The organism is Acinetobacter sp. TG2027 (assembly GCF_000302435.1).
In the GTDB taxonomy this organism is placed as follows: Bacteria; Pseudomonadota; Gammaproteobacteria; order Pseudomonadales; family Moraxellaceae; genus Acinetobacter; species Acinetobacter pittii.
Window position 1 is genome coordinate 28,558 of sequence record NZ_AMJN01000036.1, and the last position, 17,407, is coordinate 45,964.

17 protein-coding genes are annotated in these 17,407 nt (G+C 37.0%); 14 read left to right on the forward strand and 3 right to left on the reverse strand.

Annotated features, from left to right (window positions below):
• The first annotated feature begins 88 nt into the window (after positions 1 to 88).
• Genes tssH through B806_RS0108840 form a run of 6 tightly spaced genes read left to right on the forward strand, consistent with a single transcriptional unit; the run spans position 89 to position 7,689 of the window.
• A complete protein-coding gene (tssH, locus tag B806_RS0108815) occupies positions 89 to 2,770 on the forward strand; it encodes a type VI secretion system ATPase TssH (protein WP_079381068.1) in 2,682 nt (893 codons plus the stop codon).
• Between the two features lie 22 nt (positions 2,771 to 2,792).
• On the forward strand, positions 2,793 to 3,887 hold the full coding sequence (gene tssA / locus B806_RS0108820) for a type VI secretion system protein TssA (RefSeq protein WP_017385506.1): 1,095 nt from the start codon (positions 2,793 to 2,795) through the stop codon (positions 3,885 to 3,887).
• Positions 3,888 to 3,903: 16 nt separating this feature from the next.
• Entirely contained in the window at positions 3,904 to 5,268 is a 1,365-nt protein-coding gene (gene tssK, locus B806_RS0108825) for a type VI secretion system baseplate subunit TssK (protein WP_005076735.1), read from the forward strand.
• Between the two features lie 17 nt (positions 5,269 to 5,285).
• Positions 5,286 to 6,092 carry a type IVB secretion system protein IcmH/DotU gene (gene icmH / locus B806_RS0108830; RefSeq protein ID WP_002114531.1) on the forward strand — a complete coding sequence of 269 codons (807 nt, stop codon included), beginning with the start codon at positions 5,286 to 5,288 and terminating at the stop codon, positions 6,090 to 6,092.
• Positions 6,093 to 6,104: 12 nt separating this feature from the next.
• Positions 6,105 to 6,728, forward strand: coding sequence for a hypothetical protein (locus tag B806_RS0108835; protein WP_017402892.1), 624 nt, complete (start codon positions 6,105 to 6,107; stop codon positions 6,726 to 6,728).
• A gap of 7 nt (positions 6,729 to 6,735) precedes the next feature.
• Entirely contained in the window at positions 6,736 to 7,689 is a 954-nt protein-coding gene (locus B806_RS0108840) for a M15 family metallopeptidase (RefSeq protein ID WP_029768971.1), read from the forward strand.
• Here B806_RS0108840 and B806_RS0108845 read toward each other — a convergent pair.
• Entirely contained in the window at positions 7,686 to 8,543 is an 858-nt protein-coding gene (locus B806_RS0108845) for a LysR family transcriptional regulator (protein WP_017402894.1), read from the reverse strand. The genes B806_RS0108840 and B806_RS0108845 overlap by 4 nt on opposite strands.
• A 147-nt stretch (positions 8,544 to 8,690) precedes the next feature.
• Between B806_RS0108845 and B806_RS0108850 the strand changes: the two genes are divergently transcribed.
• The 4 genes from B806_RS0108850 to B806_RS0108865 all read left to right on the forward strand — a co-directional run bounded on the left by B806_RS0108850 (position 8,691) and on the right by B806_RS0108865 (position 12,327).
• Positions 8,691 to 9,359, forward strand: coding sequence for an ankyrin repeat domain-containing protein (locus B806_RS0108850; protein WP_017402895.1), 669 nt, complete (start codon positions 8,691 to 8,693; stop codon positions 9,357 to 9,359).
• A gap of 16 nt (positions 9,360 to 9,375) precedes the next feature.
• A complete protein-coding gene (locus tag B806_RS0108855; protein ID WP_017402896.1) occupies positions 9,376 to 9,858 on the forward strand; it encodes a nucleoside deaminase in 483 nt (160 codons plus the stop codon).
• Positions 9,858 to 11,039, forward strand: coding sequence for a cyanate transporter (locus tag B806_RS0108860; RefSeq protein WP_017402897.1), 1,182 nt, complete (start codon positions 9,858 to 9,860; stop codon positions 11,037 to 11,039). Before B806_RS0108855 ends, B806_RS0108860 begins: the two co-directional genes overlap by 1 nt.
• Before the next feature lie 130 nt (positions 11,040 to 11,169).
• Positions 11,170 to 12,327 carry a crosslink repair DNA glycosylase YcaQ family protein gene (locus B806_RS0108865; protein WP_017402898.1) on the forward strand — a complete coding sequence of 386 codons (1,158 nt, stop codon included), beginning with the start codon at positions 11,170 to 11,172 and terminating at the stop codon, positions 12,325 to 12,327.
• A gap of 38 nt (positions 12,328 to 12,365) precedes the next feature.
• Here the strand turns inward: B806_RS0108865 and B806_RS0108870 are convergent, their stop codons facing one another.
• Positions 12,366 to 12,821 (reverse strand): GNAT family N-acetyltransferase, encoded by a 456-nt coding sequence (locus B806_RS0108870; RefSeq protein ID WP_017402899.1) that lies wholly within the window; start codon positions 12,819 to 12,821, stop codon positions 12,366 to 12,368.
• 112 nt (positions 12,822 to 12,933) lie between these two features.
• Between B806_RS0108870 and B806_RS0108875 the strand changes: the two genes are divergently transcribed.
• The gene (locus B806_RS0108875) at positions 12,934 to 14,409 is read left to right on the forward strand and encodes a PLP-dependent aminotransferase family protein (protein WP_017402900.1); all 1,476 of its coding nucleotides are present in this window, start codon (positions 12,934 to 12,936) and stop codon (positions 14,407 to 14,409) included.
• Between the two features lie 273 nt (positions 14,410 to 14,682).
• Here B806_RS0108875 and B806_RS0108880 read toward each other — a convergent pair whose 3' ends face one another.
• Positions 14,683 to 15,342: an epoxyqueuosine reductase QueH gene (locus tag B806_RS0108880; RefSeq protein WP_005070032.1), complete on the reverse strand. Its 660-nt coding sequence runs from the start codon at positions 15,340 to 15,342 to the stop codon at positions 14,683 to 14,685.
• Positions 15,343 to 15,795: 453 nt separating this feature from the next.
• On the opposite strand from B806_RS0108880, the gene B806_RS0108885 reads away from it, so the two are divergent.
• From B806_RS0108885 to B806_RS0108895, 3 genes are all read left to right on the forward strand, one after another.
• The gene (locus B806_RS0108885; protein ID WP_005070027.1) at positions 15,796 to 16,089 is read left to right on the forward strand and encodes a hypothetical protein; all 294 of its coding nucleotides are present in this window, start codon (positions 15,796 to 15,798) and stop codon (positions 16,087 to 16,089) included.
• A gap of 194 nt (positions 16,090 to 16,283) precedes the next feature.
• On the forward strand, positions 16,284 to 16,748 hold the full coding sequence (soxR, locus tag B806_RS0108890; RefSeq protein WP_017402901.1) for a redox-sensitive transcriptional activator SoxR: 465 nt from the start codon (positions 16,284 to 16,286) through the stop codon (positions 16,746 to 16,748).
• A 163-nt stretch (positions 16,749 to 16,911) separates the two neighbouring features.
• Entirely contained in the window at positions 16,912 to 17,346 is a 435-nt protein-coding gene (locus tag B806_RS0108895; RefSeq protein ID WP_005076719.1) for an I78 family peptidase inhibitor, read from the forward strand.
• Positions 17,347 to 17,407: the final 61 nt, after the last annotated feature.

The following is a 17,407-nucleotide window of genomic DNA, read 5'->3' on the forward strand; positions in this document are numbered from 1 at the left end:
ATGAGTAGTTTGTCTGATAAAGCTGAATTTTGTTAATATACAGGCATTATGATTTTAAGCATTAAATTATTTAAAAATATTGAGAGTAATGATGAGTAATTTAAAAATTTTAATTACAAAACTTTCTACAGTTGCGCGAACTGCTTTAGAAAAATCGGCTAATGCTTGTGTTATTCAACAAAATTACGAAATTGAAATTGAGCATCTATTTTTAGAATTACTTAATCAATCTTTAGAGAATGATTTAAAAATTTTATTAAAGAAATATAAAATTTCATCTGAAGCTTTAGCTGATGATTTAAAAGAAACAATTTCTCAATTACCAAAAGGTAATACCCGAACTCCTATTTTTGCTAAATCTATTGTTCGTTTGTTTGAACAAGCTTGGTTATTAGCTTCGGCTGAACAAAATCCCGTTATTCGTAGTGGTCATTTATTAGTTGCATTATTAACTGCACCTGATTTATATCAAATTGCAACAAGAGCTTCGAGTTTATTTGATCTTTTACCGATTGATTCAATGAAACATAAGTTTCTTGAAATTTGTGAGAAGAGTGTTGAACAACAAGATGAAACAAAAACACCTTCAGATGAAGCTGAACCTACAGACACAACTGCAGCAGCTACCAAAGTAGCTAAAACACCTGCACTTGATCAATATACGATTAATCTCACTGAAAAAGCGAAAAAAGGCGGTATAGATCCAGTTATTGGACGTGAATATGAAATTCGCTTAATGCTCGATATTTTAATGCGTAGACGCCAAAACAATCCGATCTTAACCGGAGAGCCTGGTGTTGGTAAAACAGCTGTAGTGGAAGGTTTGGCTTTAAAAATTGCTCAAGGTTTAGTACCAAACGCCCTAAAAAATGTTCATTTGCATGTGTTAGATATGGGGCTGTTACAAGCAGGTGCAAGTGTTAAAGGCGAGTTTGAAAATCGTTTAAAACAGGTTATCCAAGAAGTTCAAGCTTCTACTCATCCTATTATTTTATTTATTGATGAAGCGCATACTTTAATTGGGGCAGGTGGACAAGCAGGGCAAAATGATGCTGCAAATCTTTTAAAACCAGCACTTGCACGGGGTGAGTTGCGCACAATTGCTGCGACTACTTGGGCAGAGTACAAACAATATTTCGAAAAAGATGCTGCATTGAGCCGACGTTTTCAGGTTGTAAAAGTAGAAGAGCCGACCGAAGAAGTTGCGGTAGATATGTTGCGTGCGATGATTCCTGTCATGCAGCAGCATTTTAAATTGCAAATTGATGATGAGGCGATCGTTACAGCAGTTCATTCTTCACATCGATATATTAGTGGACGCCAACTTCCAGATAAAGCAATTAGTGTGCTTGATACGGCTGCAGCACGTGTTGCGTTGACCCAAAATGCTCAACCTGTAAAGCTTGATCAGTTAAAGGCCCAAGAACATAACTTAAAGCTTGAACAGCAAATTTTAGAAAATGAACATCGTCAGATTCCAATTCATCATGAACGATTGGAAGCTTTAAAAGCTAATTTAGAATCTTTGCAAAAAGAGATCCAAGAAACCGAAGAGCAGTGGCAAAAAGAATTAGAACTTGTCCATAAAATTCAAGAGTTAGAAGCACAGAATCATGCTAATGAGTCTGAAGCTTTCGATCAGATTAATCTACTGCGTAAAGATCTTGCTGATATTCAAGGTCAGCAACCCTTAGTATTTGAAAGAGTAAACTCTCAAATCATTAATGAAATTATTTCTGATTGGACAGGTATTCCTGTTGGAAAAATGGTTAATGATGAAATTAAACAGATATTAACGCTTGAAGATAAATTGGGCGAGCGTGTAATGGGGCAAGATTATGCACTCACACAATTAGTTCAAGGCATTAAAACTTCAAAAGCAAAACTTGAAGATCCTAATAAGCCACAAGGTGTATTTCTTTTAGTGGGACCGAGTGGTGTAGGTAAAACTGAAACTGCATTAACTTTGGCAAATGAGTTATATGGTGGTGAGCAGCATTTAATCACTATTAATATGTCTGAATATCAAGAAGCGCACACGGTATCTTCATTGAAAGGTGCACCTCCTGGATATGTGGGATATGGTCAAGGTGGTGTTTTAACAGAAGCTGTACGCCGTAACCCGTACAGTGTTGTGTTGCTTGATGAAATTGAAAAAGCTCATAGCGATGTTCAGGAACTGTTCTATCAAGTATTCGATAAAGGTACTTTAGAAGATGGTGAAGGACGAGTAATTGACTTTAAAAACACGACTATTTTGTTAACTTCAAATGCTGGTTCAAGTGCCATTATGCAGGCTTGCTTAAATAGACCTGTAGAAGAGTGGCCTACAGCTGAAGAGTTGATTGAGCACTTAAAACCAAGTTTATATAAACAATTTAAGCCTGCATTTTTAGGCCGAATGAGAGTTGTACCTTATTTCCCACTGCATGATGATCTACTTGTACGAATCATTAAGCATAAGTTAGGCAAAATCACAGCAAGAATTGAGAAACAATACGGAACACAAGTCCAGTATTCTGATGATTTGGTAGAGCTCCTCTTAAGCCGTTGTACAGAAGTCGATAGTGGTGCGCGTAACGTTGATAATATTTTAAATTCTACAGTGTTACCTGCATTAGCTACAGAAATTTTGGTGGCTTTAGCAGAGCAAAAACTACCAAAAGTTATCATGATTGATGCTAAAGATGACGAAATTCAATATGTACTAGACCCAGTTGTAAAAGCTGCTAAAAAAAGGACTAGTAAAAAATTGAAGTCAGAAGTTTAAAATTGAATAGAGCTAAAATTAGATGAATATTGATATTTCTGAACTACTCGAACCCATTAGTGATAGTTTGCCTTGTGGTGATGATTTTTCGTTTTCTAATGAATTTCATGAAATAAAAAAAGCCAAGACACAAGATGATCTATTACTAGATCAAGGTGATTGGGTTGCTGAGCGCAAACAAGCCGATTGGGACTTTGTAGCAAAGAACACGAGTGTTTTGCTAAAAGATAAAACGAAAGATATTCGTCTATTAACTTGGCTCTTAGAGGCTTGGACTCATCTTTATGGTTTTGAAGGTATGGCTAAAGGTTTAACTTTAAGCCATACCATGCTGAATCAATACTGGCAGGAAATTCACCCTGTTATTGAAGATGATGACTTAGATCAACGCATTGGTTTACTACAGGGTTTAATTAATCAGTTGCCTGGCTTGTTGAAGAAAGTTTCTTTAACCAATACAGCTCCTTATTATAATTTGCTTGATTACGATAATTTTCTATATCACGAAAATGTTCGCCGTAAACAAACTGAAGAGTATGACAGCCAGTCAGGACCATCTGAATTAGAACAATTCGACCAAGCCATTTTTAATACTTCTAAAACTTTTCAATACTCTAATTATCAAGATTTTAGTTCAGTCTTAACCGAGTGGGATGTTTTAAAACAGATTCTTGATCATTTAATGGGATTAGATTCGCCGAGTTTTGCTGCTATTGATTCGGCATTTGAGACTATTCACAGCACATTACGTAAGATTTATAAAGCAGAAGCTTTTGGTACAGGGCTTGCGCCAATCCAAGAACAAGCTACTGTTATCACGAGCTCATCTATGGAAAATCAAGTGCCTGTACAAGTTGTTTCAGATCAGCCAGCTTTTCAGCCTCAAGCACAAACGCACTTGGCTAACCGTGAACAAGCAATGAAAGTATTGCAAGAGATCGCAGATTACTTCCAAGCAAATGAACCTCATAGCCCTGTGAGCTATATGCTTCAAAAAACGATTAAATGGAGTCAAATGCCATTACACGAGTGGTTAGCGCAAGTCATTAAAGATGAGCATCCATTACAAATGGTTCAGGAAATGTTAGGTGTGCAGCCTAAAAATGAATATGAATAAAGATTGGTAAAGACATATGTTTAAAGCTGAAAAAGTCCTGTGGGGCGAAGGTTTATTTTTAAGACCTCAACATTTCCAAATTCAAGATACGTATCATGAACAACGCCTAAATCATACGGTTCGCGCAGTTGTACCTTTTTCGTATGGTATTCAAAAATTGAGTTTCGATGAGGCTCAGTTGAGTACGCATATTCTTGCTCTTGAATCTGTAGAGATGATCTGGCAAGACGGTGAAATTTATCAGGCACCGGCATATGATCTATTGCCTGAACCAATTTTATTAGATGATCTTAATTTACGTGGTGAGATGCTAATCTATTTAGCATTGCCGCTTTTACAAGCAAATAAGCAAAATCTAATTGATCAAAACCAAGCGCAAAAGGGTAGATATCAATCTCACCTTGTTGAAACGCATGATTTGTTTACTAATGCTACAGAAGCAGATATTAGTTTGCTACGCCGACGTGCTGTTTTTAAATTATTAGATGTACATAGTAATCCAGACCACAATCTAGATGGTTTCTTATATCTGCCGATTGGAAAGATTAAGCGACAAAGCTCTGGCGCTTTTGAAATTGATCGGAAGTTTATTCCGCCAATTTTGCACGTGGATGCCTCTGAATCACTCATTTCAAACTTAAAAAGAACACTGAATGTGATTAAGGCAAAAATTAAGACGATTCAAACCAATAACCGAGAAAATGAACAGAAGTTAATTGAATTCCGTTCAGGTGATATCGTTTCATTCTGGTTAGTAAATGCCTTAAACACAGCTCATGCTGGCCTGAATCATTTTGTGCAATATCCACAAATCCATCCAGAACGTTTGTTCTTCGAATTGTTACGTTTAGCAGGTTCTTTATTAACCTTCTCGACGGCGTATGATGTCGACCAGTTGCCTGCCTATAAACACCATAATTTACAAGAAAGTTTTTCGCAGTTAGACACGATTCTACGTGATTTACTCGATACAATTATTTCGAGCCGTTACATCAGTATTGCACTTAAAGAAATCCGCCCTTCATATTGGGTGGGAAGTCTTGAGACCGATAAGATTACTCGAGACACTCGACTTTATATTGCAGTATCAAGTAGTGCAATGCAGACACATGAGTTGATTCAGATTGTACCTTTACGATTCAAGATTGGTAGTACTTTAGATGTAGAGCAACGTGTAGTTGCTGCATTACCTGCAATTCCATTGCATCACTTGATTCAGGTTCCAACAGCGATCCCTGTACGTTCTGGTGTGAGCTATTTTGAAGTTGAACCGCATCATGAATTATACCAGCGCATGTTAGATTCAGAGACGATTTGTATTTATGTTCCAGCTGGATTCCAAGATATCAGTATTGAACTGATTGCGGTTATGAACGCTTAAGGGTAAAGGAGAGAAAAATGTCACAATCCACAGGTGCTCCTTCTTTATTTGACGATGGGCAAATTGGAACGGGTGGGAATAATAATAGCCAGTCTCAGGCAAAGCTACAGGCAATCAATCTTATTGATTTATTGCATGATGGCTTTTATTTAGTTTTTTTGATTCGAAATCAGTACGTGCCGGCAGACGCTCAGCAGTTTCGTGAAAAAATCTTAAATTTACTCAATCAATTTGAGCAACAAGCTAAAAAGTTGCAATTTTCAGCTGATGATATTCATGATGCTAAATATGCATTTTGTGCTTTGATTGATGAAACTATCGTAACGCAACAAGACCCAAGCTATTTTAATTTGCAAAATGCTTGGTTAATTAGCCCATTGCAATTGAGCTTGTTTGGTTCTCAGTTAGCCGGGTATCGTTTCTTTGAAATATTGGAACAATTACGAAGTCGTGGAAAAGAACGTCTAGCTGCGTTAGAAGTATTTCATTACTGCCTTTTGCTCGGTTTTCAGGGTAAGTACCGAATTGAATCTATTGAAAGTCTCAACCACCTAGTATCAAGAGTGGGTGATGAAATTGACTATTTAAAAGGGAAAAAAGTTGCGTTTTCGCCGTTCTCGGCAATTCCCGATCAAATACGAAATATTATTCATCGTGAAGTACCTTTCTTTTGGATTTTGATCTTTTTATTGATTTTTGCATTACTTACCTTTGCGGGTTTAAGATTTATGCTGAACAATCAAAATGATAAAGCATTATCTAACTATCAAAATGTGATTTCTGCTCCTCAAGAGCAAGCACATATTACAATTTATTTACCTTGATGATGGAACGAAATGGCTCAGGAAAAACCAACTTCTATTCGAGTTTTACAATCGAATAAAAAAAAGCCGAAATCACCAGTACTTTATATTGTGATTGGTGTGATTGCAGGGGTGTTTGTCAGCATCTCGCTATTCCTGTTCTTGTCTCAACCGAATTCGCCAGAATCAGCAGCAATTGAGAGTAAATCAACGGAAGAGCAAATTTTAAATCAAGATGCTGTACATTCTTCAGATGAACAAAATCAGGTTGCTGTAAGTCAAGATAACGAGACGGACTCAATGAGTCGTGATGGCTTTGAACAGCCAAAAGATAATGAGTTAAGCAATATTTTTAAACCTGTTCCACATAAAACTGTTGCTACGAATGAACAACGAGTTTCACCATTTGATGAACAGCTAACAGGTGAAAAGAAAGTTCAGGTTGTGCCTCAGCTACAAACGGGTGCAGCTAAAGCGGCTCAACCCAAAATACAGCCAGCTCAGCAAAAACCTGTGAGTAAGCTGCAGCAGCAACAAGTGGCGCAGGCTAAACCCGTAGTTGAGAGTAAAGCTCCAGCCGAACCAGAACCTGAGGTTGAGCCACCTAAGGCATCGGTAGATATTAAAATTACACGAAGTCCTTTTGCCGTGAATTAATGAACTGATGATGATCTTTCTCATTTTCTTTTGCTTTACATGTTTGGCAATTGGTTTAGCGTTTTTAATGTCTTATGAACTCAGGAGTAGAAGCAAAGATTTTGTATTGTCATTACTGCCCCAAGGGCGTAAACAGCTTAATCAGGTTAAACAATTTGCTCAAACCATGAATCAGGCAGCTGCTCCTGAAAAATTACAATCTCATTGGCATTTACAGCAATGGTGGATTGTAATTGCAGGCTTTTTCTTGTTCGCCAGTATATTAGTTTTTGCTTTTACTCGTCCGATTAGTTCAACCCGAATTGAAGCTGAATATCTGAAAAAAACGGATCCTCAAATTTATGCACTTTTAAATGGTGAAATATTATCACCACCGCCAGAAGTAGATGAAAGCCTAATTGAAGCCGCAATTGTTGAGGCCACGCAGTTAGAGCAGCAATATTCGTCTCAAAATAGTGGCGCTATTAATTCTTCACCGATTGATAACACCAGTTTCGATGGTCGAGCTATTTTGGATACAAATTTAGTTGATCGTAAATGGGAAAAAATGAACCCACGATATAAACAGCGTTTACTCATGGTCTTTAAAATCATGAAAGAACAGTATGGTTATGAGTTGGTTCTATTAGAAGGCTATCGTAGCCCAGCACGTCAGAATATGTTGGCGGGCAATCCAAATACGACTAGAGCGAGAGGTTATCAAAGCTATCACCAATTTGGTTTAGCTGCTGATGTAGCATTTAAGCGAAATGGAAAAGTGGTTATTTCTGAGCGAGATCCATGGGCAATGCAAGGCTATCGGTTATATGGGCAAGTCGCTGAATCGGTTGGCTTAACTTGGGGTGGACGTTGGAAATCTATCCAAGATTATGGGCATACCGAGTTCCGTATGCCAGGCTTAAGAAAAACTCAAGAAATGGCAGAAAAACTGATTGCTGAAAGTTCGAATGATATAAGTTAAATATTGATTGATGATTGAAAACGTTCTTGTAAAACAGACGTCATTTTATCTACAAGCTGGGAAATTATCCCAGCTTTTTCCCATGTGTAAATTGAAACGGCCATAGGAGGCACATCTCCTAATGAATCATATCGACGTACTCTTCGTCCATTGGTCGTAGCTACAGGCAATAAAGATAATCCTAATCCTGTTTCAACACTGACTAACACGCTTTCTAGGCTACTACCCGTAAAGGCAATATACCAACGTCGCCGTTCGCGCTCTAAAGTTGCGAACATTTCGTCCCGATAAAGTCCGCCTTGAGGAAAGGTCACTAAACTCATGGGATCAGACCATTCAGTTGTTGAATTCGAACTTTCAAACCATGCCATTTCTTCTGGGAATGTAGCGTGGTGATCAGCACTAGCAGTAGGTTCTTTGACAATAATAATATCGAACTCACCATTCCGATAACGTTCTGTTAGGTTCCGACTTAAGCCAGAGGTTACATCTAAACGAATGGAGCGATGCTCTTTGGCAAATATACCGAAAACTTCAGCCATTGCAGGACTCATCATATCTTCTGGTAAACCAATACGAATGGGAATACTTCCTGCCGGATCTTTAAGTAGGGCCTCAGCTTCCTGTTGGAGAGTCAAAATCCTTTGCGCATAACCAATTAGATATTCTCCAGATGCCGTCAGTTTGAAAGGTCTTGCTGTCCGATCTATAAGGGCATGACCGACAGATTCTTCAAGTCGTGCTAACTGCTGACTAACTGTTGATTGAGTCAGGTGTAATCGATCGGCAGCTGCGGTAAAACCGCCAGTTTCAAAAATAGTGACGAAAGCACGTAAAAGGCGAGGATCAAACATATTAGGTACCGCCACACTTAAAAGCCGATAAGATAAATATTTATAATCTTAATACTATCGATTAAATAATTTAATTTCCAAATACTTTTGGTGATCTTTATTCTATTTACAAAATATTTTGCCAAAAAATTCTATTGGGAGGCCACCATGCGTAAGTCACTAATATGGATGAATCTGATTGTCGCATTAGGGACTTCGGGTTTTACAAATATGACGAATGCAATGGGTGAGTATCCTTTACATCAGGCAGTGATAAATAATGATACACAATCTATTAAACGGATTTTATCTCAAAAAGCTTTAATTGATGAGCGAGATGAAACTGGTTCGACTGCTTTGATGGTCGCTACAAGAGCAAATAATGTACATGCTGCTCATATGCTGATAGAGGCTGGTGCCGATGTAAATGCAAAAGACAATATTCAAGACAGTCCATATTTATATGCTAGTGCACAGGGATATTTAAAAATTCTAAGAATGACACTCATGCATGGTGCCGATTTAAAAAGTATTAACCGTTACGGTGGGACTGCACTCATTCCGGCAGCGGAACGAGGCCATGTTGAAACAGTTCGTACATTAATTGCGGCCGGTGTAGATGTTAATCATGTCAATAATTTGGGGTGGACGGCATTACTTGAGGCCATCATTTTGGGAAATGGAGAGCCCAAATATCAACACATTGTAGAGCTTTTATTAAAGGCAGGTGCTGATCCGAACTTGGCTGATAAAGACGGCATAACTCCCTTACACCATGCGCGGTCAAGAGGATATCGCGAAATTGAAAAAAGACTTCTTGCAGCTGGTGCAAAATAGAAAGTGAGAGTATGTGATGGAAAAAGGTGAACATTTTTTACGTAAGGCGATTGAGCTTGCCTATAACAATATAGAAAAAGGTGGCAGACCATTTGGAGCTGTGGTTGTAAAGAATGGGGAAGTTATTGCTTCAGGCGTAAATCAGATTCTGACAACGAATGACCCAACTGCACATGCTGAATTACTGGCGATTCGTGCAGCCAGTCAAGTTTTAGGATCTGCCAACCTAGAAGGCTGTTCTGTGTATGCAAGTGGTCATCCATGCCCAATGTGTATGGCTGGAATGCGTTTAGCAGGTATTAAGTCGGTGAGCTATGCATATTCTAATGAAGACGGAACACCATTTGGTTTGTCTACAGCCGAAATATATATAGAGCTTGCCAAGCCCTTTGCTGAGCAATCAATGAAAATTCAATATATACCCATCAGAGTTGAAAACCGCACTGATCTTTATGTGCATTGGAAGAATTATCAAGCCAATCATTCAGGCTCAAAATAATGAAGCAGTCTGGAGCTTTTTTGACCCAGCCGATGCTCATTGTAACTGTGGCTTTGGTTGGGCTTAATTTAAGACCATTTATCACAAGTATTGGACCATTGATTGCCAATATTCGAATAGCCACTGGTTTAAGCTTACAAGGGATAGCTCTACTTACTTTGCTACCGATGATGCTTATGGGGATTGTTGCATTTGTTGGCCCAATATTGCAGAACTATGTCGGCGAACGATGCGCTATTCTTGGTGCATTACTGGCCATTTGTGGAGGATGTGCTGTCCGATTTTTATTGCCTACATCCGAAGGATTAATTCTTAGTGCAATAGTAATTGGATTTGGCGTTGCGATGATACAAGCGGCTTTTCCCGGCATGATTAAAAGAGAATTTAGCCAATATATTGGGCCGATGATGGGGCTTTATTCGGCTATGCTCATGGGCGGTGGAGCATTAGGTGCATGGTTAGCTCCCATAATTTCAAATATAACGGGCCTTTGGTCGATTGGACTGGCTTTTTTTGCTATTCCAGCTTTATTTGCATTTATATTGGCACTTATCTTTTTACCATTAAAAGTTGGCTCATCCATTCATCGCGCGCCTATAAGAAAGTTATTAAAGCAACCTCGAACTTGGTTATTAATGGCTTGTTTCGGGCTTGTAAATGGTGGCTACTCATCAGTCGTAGCTTGGTTAGCACCTTCTTTTCAAGATCAGGGTTGGAGTGCAGCACAAAGTGGAAAATTACTCGCTTTGCTGGCCTTGAGCCAAGCAGCTTCAGCGCTCATTTTGCCTGTTTTAGCTAGGAAATATAAAGATCGACGTCCATGGTTATGGTTTACGTTAGCAATGCAACTAGTCGGTTTTTCTGGAATGGCTTTTATGCCTGATTTTGCCTCTATACTTTGGGCAATTTGTTTGGGCGTAGGTTTGGGAGGATGTTTTGCATTAATGCTTATCGTTGCATTAGACCATTTTGATGAACCGACACATGCAGGTGCTTTATCTGCACTGATGCAGGGTGGTGGATTTTTACTGGCAGCAATCCCGCCGTGGATTATTGCAATTTTGCATGATCTTACGGGGGCTTACAAAGCAGGATGGCTTTTCCATTTAGCCAGTGTGATATTAGTCGTTATTTTAGTAATTAGGTTGAATCCCAAAAGTTATTTTAAAGTAAGTCTGTAAAACGTTGAGTTAGCCAAGATTCTTTTTTTAAGAATTGCTGTTCCTATAATCACAAGCAAATGAGGGAATAGTGATACTATAGAATTGAAATTTTTCCATTTCTAAATGAATACAACAATATTTGATTTCTATGACTTCTTCTTTGAAACAGCTCACTTTATTTAATCAAGGCTTAGGAAAAACCAGTCGATTTGCAAAAGGCATGGATGGAACTTTACAGGCTATTGAGCATTTAGGATATGTGCAGATTGATACCATATCGGTTGTAGAGCGAGCTCATCACCATATATTGTGGAATCGAGTACCTGATTATGAGCTAAGTCATCTCAATAGTTTGGTTGGTGAGCGGCAGATTTTTGAATATTGGTATCATGCCGCATCGTATCTTCCTATGAAAGATTATCGTTATGCATTGCCTTCCATGATGTCTGTCAGGAACGGAGAAAGCCGTTATTTTAATAGAGGCGATCAACACCTCATGAATGAAATTTTGGCACGTGTTCGTGCTGAAGGAAAAATTCGTCTACGTGATATTGATAAAAATAATAAAAAGAGTTTGGGAAACTGGTGGAATACCGGACCAGGCCGCCGTGCTTTTGAGCAGTTATATATGCAGGGTGACCTGATGATCTGTGAGCGTAACGGAATGGAAAAGGGCTTTGATTTGACCGAGCGCTGCTTGCCTGAAAATATTGATTTAAGTATGCCTACGCTTTATGAATATGCGCAGTATTTATTTAATAATACGCTTCGAGCACATGGTGCATTTACATGGAAACAATTAGTTCATCTAAAGAAAAATGATTTAAAAGAAACTATGCGTGTCGTTCTGAAAGAACATATTGATGCAGGTGTTGTATCAGCAATTAAACTTGAGAATGGTCAAACTTTATATGTTGATGTTGCTGCAATGGAACAAAAGGTTAGTACTGATTTTGGTTTAAAAATACTATCGCCTTTTGATAATTCTCTTATTCATCGTGACCGTCTAGCTTCCTTATTTGAATTTGATTACCGCATTGAATGCTATGTACCAGCGGCTAAACGAGTATATGGTTATTTTTGCTTGCCGATCCTATATCAAGACGAGTTAGTAGGCCGAGTAGATTGTAAAGCGCATCGTTCTATCAAAGAATTAGAAGTGATTAGCCTACATCTGGAAAAAACAGTAAAAAATAAGGAGCTCTTCTTCTTCGAACTGGAACAAGAGCTCAAGCGTTTTGCTGCGTTTAATCAATGCTCAACTATTAATGACAAAGTGATTAAGCGTATTCGTACTAAAATTTAGACACCAAAAGCACTCCCGCTTTTGATGTTTTCACTTTTTTAGTTCAAAGGCATACGATATTCAATAATTCCTGGTTTTTGTGCAATCCAGTCATAAAGCTTTTGCGCTGTTACATTGGTTTCTTGAGTATGCCAATATAAACGGTCACAGTTGTGTTTGATTGCTTGCTTCTGCACATATTCAATGAGTTGCTTACCAATGTGTTGTCCACGAACTTCAGGTGAAACATAAAGGTCTTCTAGATAACAGTAATTATTTTTTGCCCATGTTGAACGATGAATAACATAATGCACAATTCCTAAAACCTGCTCACCTTGTTTAGCAACGGCACAGTACATAGGTTCATTCTCATCGAAGAAACGTTCCCATGTTACTTTTGTGACATGAAGGGGTAAATTCACTTGATAAAAATTTTGGTAAGCAAGCCAATATTTCTCCCATTGTGAATAATCTTGCTGCTGAACAGGAACGATTTGAAGACCTTGATTTTGCATAATAATTACACTCTGTTTTAAAGTAATAAAAAATCGACAATTAGAGTGTAGTTTTGATAGTGGTATTTTTATAAGATACACTTTTGATATTTTTTACAGTACCAGTTTTGATATGGCAGCGTCGATTTCTGCATCTTTTCCACATTTAATTTTGCCAAAAGGTCAGATTAAAAATGGACTATATACGGCTTTGCGTGATGCAATTTTAGATGGAAGGCTGACTGCCGGAACAAAATTACCCTCAAGTCGTGCTCTAGCAGAGATGATGTCAATTTCAAGGAATTCTGTATTGGCGGCTCTTGAACGATTACTGGATGAGGGATATTTATTTACTAAACCAAGTTCAGGTACCTATGTTGCTGAGGTTGTGCCAGATCAGTTAATACACGTTCAAAAAAATTCAAAAGAAACGTCTAAAAATATTCATCGTTCCTTAAATATTAATCCAAATCTTGAAGCTCTATTGGATTCATGGCGAAAGCAGTCATGGTTAAGTAAAAAGAAAAAAATGTTTCATGTAGGGGTAGGCTGTATTGATTTATTTCCTCATCAACTGTGGGGCAAGTTATTAACACAAGCTTGGCGGCAGTCGTATTATCAGCTTGGTCAATTTTACGACCCACGTGGCTATCTACCTTTGCGTCAGGCAATTTCTGAATATGTTCGCTCCACTCGAGGCCTGAACTGCAACGAAGAGCAAATTATTATCGTAAACGGAACGCAGCAAGCTATTCATTTAACGGCCTATGCCTTACTTCAAGCAAATGATGAAGTCTGTTTGGATGAGCCGGGATATGATGCAGCTTTTAAGATTTTTCGAAGTTTTGGTGCGCAGATAAATTTGATCGAGAGTGATGAGGAGGGAATGCAAATTTCTGACATTACTGATCATTACTTCAAAAGCAAACTGGTCTATACAGCACCTTCACATCAGTTTCCTTTAGGGGGAACTTTAAGTTTAGCTCGCCGTTTTGCTTTATTAGATTGGGCAAACAAACAAGAAAAATGGATTTTTGAAGATGATTATAATAGTGAGTTTCGCTATGGCACTCACCCAATTCAAGCACTACAAGGTTTAGATCAGCAGCAAAGAGTCATTTATTCTGGCACTTTTACGAAGATGATGTTTCCAGAGTTTCGTTTAGGGTTCATGGTTGTACCTGAAGCATTAATTGAAACCTTTAGTGCAGCTAAATACTATACTGATGTACGAAGTTCATATTTAGAGCAGGTCGCTTTAGCTTTATTCATTCAACAAGGCTACTATGCTCGACATGTACGTAAAGTTCGAAAGGCATGCGATGAGCGTCAACAAGTATTGATTAACGCTATTAATGAACACCTCTCAGATGTACTCGACGTTCAGCCAACAGATTCAGGCATTCATCTTATATGTTGGTTAAAAGCACCATGGACAGAGCAGGAGTTTATTTCTCATTGCTCGGCATTAGATTTGGAGATTCAACCTCTATCAAGATATTGTCAACTTGAGTCGAAAAAAGCAGCAGTTATGTTAGGCTATGCTGCACATCAACCTGAGGAAATGGTGGAAAATATTAAGAGACTAGCCATCAGTATCAAAAAGTAAAATAGCTAAACTTTTCAAAATTATATCTGGATTTTAGAGTGATTTTATTTTTAATGAGAAGGGCAAAGTATTTATTCGATTTAAATATTTGATGAAATTTTAAAAAATTTAAATTTAAAAGATTTATTAATCTTATTTTAAGCTAACTTCATTATTCTAATAATATCAAAGCTCAGTACAGTACACCTTTTGGCCACATTCTCCAGATGTGGCCTCTTTTTATTAGGAATAAATATAGCTTAGAATGAATTAATTTTTTAAGGAGAATAAGTTTTAATCTTCTTCCATGGCATTACTATAAAACTTAACACCCAGTTTAATTCGGTCTCGACCATTACTCATACGCCAACGATTGGTATCACGTAAAGAATATACACAACCACAATATTCCTGTTGATAGAATTCCTCTCGCTTACTGATTTCAATCATTCGACTAGAGCCACCATTTTTTCGCCAGTTATAATCCCAATATTGAATATCTGGATAATTGGATGCTGCTCGAATTCCGCAATCATTAATTTGAGCCATATTTTTCCAACGAGAAATTCCTAACGAACTACTGATGAGACTAAAGCCGTGTTCATGTGCGTAAAGGGCAGTTCGCTCGAAACGCATATCGAAACACATGGTACAACGAATACCGCGTTCTGGTTCATCTTCCATACCTTTAGCTCGAGCAAACCAATTATCCGTATCATAATCTGCATCGATAAATGGAATATTATGCTTTTCTGCAAAACGAATATTTTCTTCCTTACGGATGAGATATTCTTTTACCGGATGAATATTGGGATTATAAAAAAATATTGAAAATTTAATTCCAGAATCAATTAATGCTTCCATAACTTCTCCTGAACAAGGAGCACAGCAAGAATGAAGTAATAACTGATCATGTCCAGATGGGAGTTCTAATTTTAAACGTTGAGTTGACATAATAAAAAATTAAATTGCAATTCTAATAATTATATATTTTTATTTTGTATAATGTGAACTGAATTATTTTCAATTAAACATGAAATTAATTTAATATCTTGAAATTTATTTATTACTTTATTTGTGGTTTAGTTAAATATAATGAAACAATGAGATTATTAAATATTAAAATTATTTATATAGGCACTTTTGGATTTATTAATAGAAATATTATATAGTAATATAAAATATAGATAAATTTAATATTTTTTAAAAAAATAATATTAAAAATTGGCTAGGTAAGTGATTGATGTTTCTAGATATAGTTTGAAATTTCTATATCTTTATTGTGATGTCTGTCACAAATAAACCTTATTTTTTCAATTAAAATATTTCTTTAGATTTGTAGCTTTAATAAATCTATACTATAAAATTCGATGTGTTTTTAAATTTAAGTGTGTGATTATTTGAGATATGAAAGATTGGCAATGTAAGTATTGTAATGGTTACATTATGGTTAATCATTCAAAGATCAGCGTAGGAGAAAAAGTTTACTTTTTGGTATATAAATTTGATGCAAAGAATGAACGGAAAAAATTATATAAAAAGGGAATTGTAGTTGCTCGCTACGATAATATACTTCACATTGAGTCACGTAAAAAAACTTATAAAATCGAACAAGCTAAGGTCTATCCATTAGGAGCACCAATGCCTTTCGTTTACAACATGTTTTGGGTTTGCGGGTGTCCATGTACTCTACAAAATTAATTTCTTAAATTTAAATGTCAGCAGCTCATTTTATAAATTTAATTGAATTAGTAATCGTATCAAATTTATTTTCTCAGCTTTTATAGAAAAGTTAAGACCAATAAACTCAGAAAAATGACTTTGAGTGGTTGAGTGATTGATTTGACAAAAACAGTAGGCTCTCTTATAAACCTCGAGTAAAGTTGAGGTTAATCATGATAAGTGAAAATAAAAAAGCTGACTCTAGTCGAGTTTTGACTGTGGGTGAAGTTGCAAAAAGGAGTGGAGTTCCTGTCTCGACCCTACATTTTTATGAGACGAAAGGGCTGATAAAAAGTATAAGAACCAATGGTAATCAGCGCCGTTTTCCCTTAATCGTTTTAAGATATATTGCGATTATTAAAGTTGCTCAAAGAGTAGGAATTCCTTTAAATGAAATTAAAGAGGCTCTTAGCGCATATCCTATGGGGAGCAAATTAACAGCTAAACAGTGGAAAGAGTTATCAAGCCATTGGCGAAAAGATCTCAATGATCGTATTCAAAAATTAACGAGGTTACGGGATGAAATGGACTGGTGTATTGGTTGCGGTTGCTTATCACTAGAGCAATGTCCATTAAGAAATCCTGAAGATGTTTTAGGGCAAGACGGATCTGGAGCACGAATTTTGGAAAGGCCATGATCGCAATATTTTGATAATTATTTTTAGAAAGGAAAATCTTAAATTCCAATCAATTAAAGAAATGGTGAGTAGAACTCCCAAGAGAGTTTTTTATTGTAAACAAGACACATGAAACATGAATTTTTTTGATATCTTTAGTTTTTTTATTAAGAAGCAAAAATTTATGAAAAAAATTATCTTTCTTGGTTTAGCGCTTGTTTCGTTAACGGCTTGTTCATCTGTACAACATAAAGATCCAACTCCACCAAAAATTGGTTCACCAAACCCAGCTAGTCAATATTGTGTTGAACAAGGCGGGAAATTAGAAATTAGAAATGAAGCAAATGGTCAGGTTGGGTATTGTCATTTACCAAACGGCCAAGTCGTGGAAGAATGGAAATTATTCCGTGATAATCAAGCAAACTGTGTAGCAGAAGAAGCTCAAAAATTAGTGGGTCAATCTGGCCTTACTGATGATCAAATTAAACAAAAAACTAAATCAGAAATTGTGCGAAAAGTGGCTCCAGGTCAACCAATGACTATGGATTATCGTACAAACCGAGTTACAGTTACTATTGATCCTGCTTCTAAGAAAATTACTCAAGCAACCTGTGGTTAATGTGTGTAATTAAAGTTTGGTAAATCAAATTTTAAAGAAAAGAGCCTGCAGAAATGTGGGC